Here is a 7,156-nt window from a genome sequence, read left to right as displayed (position 1 = left end):
ATAAACTTATCCACAGGTGCAACCCAATTTGCGCCTTTAACTGCCTGGTCAAATTTCAACGCGCACTCATGGTCAGTTTTACTCGAGCAACAACATATCAAAGCATCAAATACCGCTTCAAACTCCCCACCCTCATCGACAATGCTGTCCATGACCGCCGACAATGTCGCCGCTTCAAGCAGTTCATCGCCTTGATCAGTCAAGCGCAAGTGATACACCATGTGTGCTGGGGCACTGGGATGATTCCAGTCAAATATAGAGTCTTGAGCCATCATTGGCAATATTCCTTATCGTGTTGGGATTGCATGGGTTGAGCTCAGAGGGAGTTACGGTTAATTGACCCCACCGTGCTTGCCATGGAATCGCGCCATTTTGTTGTGATATTTTTTGGCTTGACCCGTCGCACCAATCGCTGCGGCTTTGTGCGCGTAATGAGCCACACGATGCGCCACTTTTAACGCTTTGGCATCACCCGTTTTAGCGTGACGCTTGGCGTGCTGTGAAGCCGATACCGCAGCACCAGACTGGCGACTGGCCCGTTTATATTGATTGCCACGGAATGGATGCCCCACAAAATCGCCATCCATCGTCGCTTCGTCATCGCCCGCCATCGCGTCCCATTCAGCCTGTGCGTCAAATTCGTCCTGCTCATCGTGTTCATCAATCCACTCTTCTTCCTCATCATCGAGTGCCTCATCAAAACGGGCCGATGCCAGTTCAGCTTGTGCTTGAGCAATGGCTTGATCCAATTCAACTAAACGCTGTTTGAGGGCATCTTCTTTACGGGTGACCGTCGATTTGATGCCCACAGGCAATGTCACCTTGGTTTGAGCTAACTTTTTTTGAAATTTACTCAGATTGGCATCAACCGCATCAATCACTTCGATGATCGCGCGTTTATAGTCGTCTTGATGCTTAATCGGAATGGCTCGCCCATTGAGTCGGACTTGGTAGATGTCGCCACTTTGCTTGACGCGCAGTACCGCTTCTTGACTGTCGGCAAACACCAAATGAATTTGTTTAAATGAGATGGCGTTTTCACGGCGGGTTTTACCATCGACCCAACTGCTGGCAACCGTGCTGCCCGCACGCCGTATGATCTGTAATAAGGATTTCGGTGCGGTTTTTTCATTGGTTTTGAGTTCATCAAAGTTAAAGACTAAAGACATGGATGCCGCTTTCACAAATGGATTACAGCCATTATCCTGTCCAAATCAACTCATTTTTTTAACCGTTCCCGCTTCAGACCTGTACTAATGCGGTGCGTCTGTTTCACCGCCCCCATCCCCGTTTTCATAATGTCTGTGGTCTTTACCCACATTCACACCCGCATTGTTCAAAGCCCCTGACACAGATAAATTGCCAGCCATCTGCACCGCATCGGCAATCGACAATGCCCCCGAATGCGCCGTGCGCTTAGTTTCTATCACCAACTCAGCACACTTGAGCTTGAGTGTGCCTGTGGCCACAATTTCAATATTGTCATGCTGCCATTTGCGCCAACCCAGACTGTTGCCTGTCTCTGAATTTCTAAAACCGACAATCACGGGATAACGATGGTCATTGGCTATAAAGTCAATCCAAACCAAATCTCCTGGGTTGATTTGAATCTCAGTATGTTTGGCATTGTCCCCCAATGAATACATCAACTCGGCCTCTGGCAATAATCGGTCACCATCGGTCAGACCAATCGCCCGAATACGAACCCGACGCCGTGCCCCATCGTAGCTCACAATTTCAGCAGGATACATGCTCATGCCCTCACCCCCAACCACAACATGGAATAGGGCAAGCGTACACCGTTGGCATTTAAACTCGAATCATGCGCCGCCGTAATCACCACAAAGTCGCGCCCCATGACTTGCACCACATCGCCCGCAGCGCAGTCAGGGGCATATTGAGCAGGAACAACTTTGACGTTAAGCAACACCTGTGACATGGCGTACAGTTGTTGACTGGTTTTATGAGGGACAAATGCCACGGCTCGCGGCTTAGAAAAGTCACCTTGAACCACCTGACCATCTGCTCGAATACTGTAATACGCAGGGATTTCATGACGTTCTATAAAACCGCTTTTTTGCGTTTCATCCGCCAACACGGGTATAAAGATTGTGCTTTTTCGAGTGAACACATCATTAATTCGATAAAAAGACACGCTATCGTCGTCCGCATTCCAACAGACCACTCCGCCCTCTTCCTGCAAGATTTGTGCAATTTGTAAACTGGGCACATCACCTTGGTAGCCATAAAATCTCGGAACCGTAAAATCCTTTTTGATCGCGACCTTGGCACCACAAGCGGCATAAATCTCGGACAATGAGGTGTTCTCTCGAATGACAGCCTTTTGTAAACGATATGACATCGCACACGTCCCTGAATGCAACGCCACAATGCGCCGTGCTTTAAGTTTAGCGCCCTGTATCACTGAAGTATCGATGTTTTGCGCATACACAATCGTGACCTTGGTGCGTCGATGACCGACACGCAGTTGCCGACCTTCAGTAAAGGCTTCGGCTGTACTGGCGTCTAAACGAATGGTGGCCTCAAATGTCATGGGCACGGGCTCAAGCGAAGAACGAAGTACCGCTGACAGCAGTGCATCCCCTGACAATGGTTTATCGAGCGCGTCACCATAATAAATCAACATGATGAATCCAAGGCTAAAGGATAAGGCTGCCAACGACTGATCCCGCTGGTTGGCTCATGAGTACTTGATTTGGATATGACTTGAATCGGCGTGGCCATGCTGTAATCGACTTGCTTGACCACGGGCACGTGATCATCAAGATAGGGCATCTGACAATTGAGCGTGAGATTCCACACCAAAATACTCAGGTTGTTGCGCCCTTCCACATCAACAGGCTCGTCCATCGGCTCATAACTTTCTAAACTGCATGTGGTGGTGAATGTCTGACCGTTGTGCGTCCACACGATGGGCCAACGATGCGACTCAAAAGCATTGAGATACAATCGCATCTGTGACACCATCGCGCGTGCTGTTTCTGACTCATGCGTCACATAAGCCAATTGTGCGCGCGCCTCGACATGGTCAAATCGCGCCTTATAGTAAGTCACAGTGGGCGCTTCTGTCAGTGAAACGATCACTGGATTGGCAATGGACTGACCACGGTCTGGCGCAATCGGGCTCATTTCTTTGGCAAATGCCAATAACACAACGGGCAATGGTGCCTCAAGATGGCGCGTGCCCGTCTTTTGGTACTGGGCAAGCAGTTCTTCAGCCTTATCCACCATGCGGTCTTCACATACCGCTAACTTAGCCATGTCCTGACGTTGCTGATACGCCTGTAGGGCTGGGGTAACGGGTAACAAGCGATTTAACCCTTTTAAAATATACGCTGCAAACGCGCTTTTAATCACGTCATAACGACCTAAATTACTGTGCATGGCGTCAAAGACTTTCTTTAAGGCATGGCATGTCCATCGGATTCATGCTCAAGTGGTTCTAAAACATATACAGGCACATACGGTGGCAACTGGTTCGGTGAGCGAATCAATTTGATTTGATATTCAACCACCCAGTTGGGCATCACCCAAAACACCCGATCATCTTTTTTAAGTTCGCACGTGACAAGCGCCCGTCGCTCGTCAACCGGTTCGATATACGCTTCAATTAAAATTTGTTCAGGGTTATACGCCAAGCCTTGAACATTGCCAATTAAATCCGCCCCCTGTAAATGCCCTAAAAACAACATACGGGCGGTTGTCACGCTCTGAATGGCATAATCGGCATTGTCCGCTTGAGATAATAAAGCCGCACCCCCCATGGTATGCGGTGCATTGGCGGTGAAGGTTTTTCGATACACTTCAACATCAACTGCATTGGGATGGCGTAGGGTCAAAGCTTGTGCGGTTCGTCTAATCGCCTGCGAAATATTATTGAGCATACTGCTTGACCGCTAAATCAAATGTGGTTTGACTAATGGCGCCAATCTTAAGAGCCGCCTGTAAATCACGGATGTATTTTTGTTTGGCTTGTGAGCTTAAGCGCTGTCCAAGTGCCTCGGCCTTTTTTTGTATGGCTATGGGTTTGAGTTGTTTGGCTGTTGGTTGAACATCCGACTTTTTACTCTTTGTCGCAGGGGTCTTAATGGCTTTTGCGGCCACTCGGTGTTGCTGCCAAGTTTCTTGTTTAAACGATTGTGCAAAAGCCTTTAGGTCTTTATTCGTTTGATCTTTGTATTGCGGTGACACATCGTCCCGATAGGCGGCAATCCATTGTTTAATAAATGCTTTAAAGCTTGGGGATTGTGTGACCACGGTCATGACCCGTAACACATGTTTACAGGCCAACCCTTTTAAGTTGGGATTACGAATTTTAGGAAAACCACTTTCGGCACGCCCTTCATTAAATCCGCCCGCTGAGGCGATGAATCGAAACCAAAATCGATGACGACCACAATCACAATCAAATTTGATGCGACTACTGGTGAGGGTTTTAATGAGTTTATCGTCTACTCGACGTGCAGCAAGCACCGAACCAAAGTCTAAAAATCGAACGTGAACCAAATGGTGGCTGACATCGCTGTGTGCACTGGCATTGGTACTGAACACGACTAAACCATTGCCATCTTTACGTAATGGCAATGCCGTTTTAATTTCATCTTGCGCCCGCTCTCGGTCGGCGGGTAAAGAAAAACTCAGTACGTGGCGTGCCGTAATACCTCCCTTATGTCCTGCCTTGGTCAGTTTACCCTTTATATGAGCGATTTTATGTTTGAAGCGTCGTAAGTCTTCATAGGTAATCGCGCGGTGTTGACCATCAATGGTGGTGGTGAGTTGACGTAAGGCCGCATCATAGTCACCCGCAACTTCGTCAGGATTTAAAATCCCTTTCGCGTTGTTGCGCTGCTCAACTTCGGCTTTAGAGTGTTGAGCATATTCATTAATGAGTGTTTTAACAAGAGATCGGGGCATTAGTACAAGTCCTCAACGTGATTGCGTTGCCGTGTTTGAGAATGTGCTCGCAAATGGATGGGCGTAAGGAAGCGACGCGCACCTTCCTGCATGGGCTCATCCACACTGTTTAATCCTGCAATGGCTGCGGTGGCATACCAATCGGCGCGACTGCCATACACCCGTTGATTGGCTATAGTAGGGTCAAGCGTTTCATTGGGCATGATGACTGTGTTGATGGCGGGTTGCCACACCAAGGTGGTCAGCGATTCATCACGTACGCGGCGGTAGTGGCGCGAGACTTTGAGGGAATCAATGGGCATGGGACGTTCTCAAGAAAGTAAGGACTTCAATGGTACTATCGAATCCGTGCCATCTTTTTAGAGGTTCTTTTATGAAAATCAATGCCGCTTTTTGTCGCTATGCAGGTGAACCCTTATCACTCTATGCGGCTGTGCTTTCGGCCAGCAATGGCCGTCAAGTGATGACCATTGCCAAAAAAGGCAGACATTCAACTCGAAAAGAGTCGGGAATGTTGCTCATTGTGGATGCAGCCACACAAGAAAATTTCGATATGCTGTTTACTTCTGAACGATTTTTAGATGGGTTAAACGCCTACCACGATGTCTTGAACAGTCAAAGCTTGGTCATCGATGAGTCGCTGATGCAATATAAACCCGATAACAGTATTGAAATGGATGGACTGAACCAAAACGGCTCTATCAATTATCGTTTTAATGAGGTCAATAATGGACAGGCCGCCGTCTTGGCTATTTGTTTATATTTTAGAGAGTTGACGGGGTTTATAAAAAGCATAGACAGCATGTCCCAATGGGAGCAGTGTTTTATGACCATTTAACCTCAGACTTTAAGACATTGAAGTTACTACACAAGTACGCCCGCGATTCACTGATTTATAGCATTAGCACTGATTGATAACGTCCTTTGATTTGCTAGACATTCTACATTTTTAGCACCTTGGATCGCATGAGTTATCAACGACACTACACATGACATCATGGGCTCCAGTAGTGTGATGTCTTATTGTGAACGGCTGGAGATAAAGATTTTTCGATGGTTTCCTATGTTATAGGAGCGTATTTTTAGGAGTAAATCTGTCAATTTTAAGCCGAATTCGTCTGTTTCTAACCGTATTGATAGTGCAACCTGCTAATTCAGCCACGGCTCGGTCACTTATGGTACCCAGTTTGGCATCCAGTTCTGGCGTCCAATTTACTTGATGTAAGCTGGTATAAGAAGCGATACCTAATTCTTTTCGTTTTGCGCATAAACGGGTTTTACTCACACCCGTGCGGTTTTGAATTTCCTTGTCGGTAAACTTTCCTAGCATGCTTAAAAGTTCAGGAGTCCACTGAATTGTTTCTTGATATCCGCGATAAGACGCAATACTCAAACTTCTGCGTTTTTGAGCCACGGTCACTTTATGAGTCCCTAACCGTTTGGCAATAGCGCTATCAGGCTGTGTACCAAGTAGCTCAATTTCGTCTTTAGTCCAAACATGAGCACTACGTTTATACTCAGGTTGTTTTCTGAAAGGGCGAATGCCCAGCTCTGAACGCATTTTTCTAACCACAACCGCTGATAAGCGCAACTTTGAAGCAAGCTGACTGTCTGACATGGTACCCAACATGGCAATTGTATTTGTAGTCCATTTGAAGTTGTATTTTGGTGTGAATGCAGGAATCTTGAGGCGTTTACGCCTTCTAAAAACCACTCCAGTGTGAACGCCAAGCATTTTTGCCAATGCTTTATCAGTCATGGTGCCAATCAATTCAAGTGCCCACTGTTCCCATTCATATGTATCTGATGCAGGTCTATACGCCGCTATACCAAATTTAATCCTCTTGACTCGTACACTGACGTCAGAACATTTAATTATCTTAGCAAGTTGAGCATCTGACATCTTTCCCAATTGCTCAACATACTCTGGCAACCAATTAATGAATGTTCTGATTTGCTTATGTTTAATGCGTCTTTTTTTGGTACGATTGCTTGGAAAAATCAGCGCCGATGTTTTTGATTTACTCATGTTATGTCAATATGATTGATTCAGGATACATGTTCATGCCCTCAATCCTGTATGACTGACCAGGCATGATGTCGCCTTGGCGCATATAAATACTCAATTGTTTCTCAAATTGAGGGCATCGCCAAAAACCTGTTTTAGGGCAAATCGAGCCTGGCTTGACCGCCGCCCCTGCACCTGTCGAAGAGCCTTCAC

Annotated in this window: 11 protein-coding genes; 1 reads left to right on the top strand and 10 read right to left on the bottom strand. The window is 46.8% G+C overall.

The annotated features are described in order from the left end of the window. The 8 genes from DFR44_RS08330 to DFR44_RS08295 form a co-directional block, all read right to left on the bottom strand. On the bottom strand, positions 1-275 hold a 275-nt coding region (locus DFR44_RS08330), incomplete at its 3' end, for a hypothetical protein (RefSeq protein ID WP_133620986.1). Positions 276-332: 57 nt separating this feature from the next. Then, on the bottom strand, positions 333-1,169 hold the full coding sequence (locus DFR44_RS08325; RefSeq protein WP_133620984.1) for a defense against restriction DarA-related protein: 837 nt from the start codon (positions 1,167-1,169) through the stop codon (positions 333-335). A gap of 84 nt (positions 1,170-1,253) precedes the next feature. Beyond that, positions 1,254-1,757 (bottom strand): hypothetical protein, encoded by a 504-nt coding sequence (locus tag DFR44_RS08320; RefSeq protein WP_133620983.1) that lies wholly within the window; start codon positions 1,755-1,757, stop codon positions 1,254-1,256. Next, positions 1,754-2,647: a hypothetical protein gene (locus tag DFR44_RS08315; protein ID WP_133620981.1), complete on the bottom strand. Its 894-nt coding sequence runs from the start codon at positions 2,645-2,647 to the stop codon at positions 1,754-1,756. Before DFR44_RS08315 ends, DFR44_RS08320 begins: the two co-directional genes overlap by 4 nt. Next, positions 2,641-3,405, bottom strand: coding sequence for a hypothetical protein (locus DFR44_RS08310; RefSeq protein ID WP_133620979.1), 765 nt, complete (start codon positions 3,403-3,405; stop codon positions 2,641-2,643). The genes DFR44_RS08315 and DFR44_RS08310 overlap by 7 nt, the downstream gene beginning before the upstream one ends. A gap of 17 nt (positions 3,406-3,422) precedes the next feature. Next, positions 3,423-3,905 (bottom strand): hypothetical protein, encoded by a 483-nt coding sequence (locus DFR44_RS08305; protein WP_133620977.1) that lies wholly within the window; start codon positions 3,903-3,905, stop codon positions 3,423-3,425. Next, complete coding sequence (locus tag DFR44_RS08300) at positions 3,895-4,935, bottom strand: hypothetical protein (RefSeq protein WP_133620975.1); 1,041 nt, start codon at positions 4,933-4,935, stop codon at positions 3,895-3,897. The genes DFR44_RS08305 and DFR44_RS08300 overlap by 11 nt, the downstream gene beginning before the upstream one ends. Then, on the bottom strand, positions 4,935-5,237 hold the full coding sequence (locus DFR44_RS08295; protein WP_133620974.1) for a hypothetical protein: 303 nt from the start codon (positions 5,235-5,237) through the stop codon (positions 4,935-4,937). The genes DFR44_RS08300 and DFR44_RS08295 overlap by 1 nt, the downstream gene beginning before the upstream one ends. A 71-nt stretch (positions 5,238-5,308) precedes the next feature. Between DFR44_RS08295 and DFR44_RS08290 the strand changes: the two genes are divergently transcribed. Continuing rightward, the gene (locus DFR44_RS08290) at positions 5,309-5,773 is read left to right on the top strand and encodes a hypothetical protein (protein ID WP_133620965.1); all 465 of its coding nucleotides are present in this window, start codon (positions 5,309-5,311) and stop codon (positions 5,771-5,773) included. Between the two features lie 228 nt (positions 5,774-6,001). Here DFR44_RS08290 and DFR44_RS08285 read toward each other — a convergent pair whose 3' ends face one another. Then, a complete protein-coding gene (locus DFR44_RS08285; RefSeq protein ID WP_133620962.1) occupies positions 6,002-6,964 on the bottom strand; it encodes a hypothetical protein in 963 nt (320 codons plus the stop codon). A gap of 1 nt (position 6,965) precedes the next feature. Continuing rightward, a partial coding sequence (locus tag DFR44_RS11430) for a hypothetical protein (RefSeq protein ID WP_162845218.1) occupies positions 6,966-7,156 on the bottom strand: 191 nt, incomplete at its 5' end.

The organism is Hydromonas duriensis (assembly GCF_004363775.1).
GTDB lineage: Bacteria > Pseudomonadota > Gammaproteobacteria > Burkholderiales > Burkholderiaceae > Hydromonas > Hydromonas duriensis.
The sequence above is the reverse complement of the archived record's forward strand: the minus strand, read 5'-3'. Positions and strand labels throughout refer to the sequence as shown.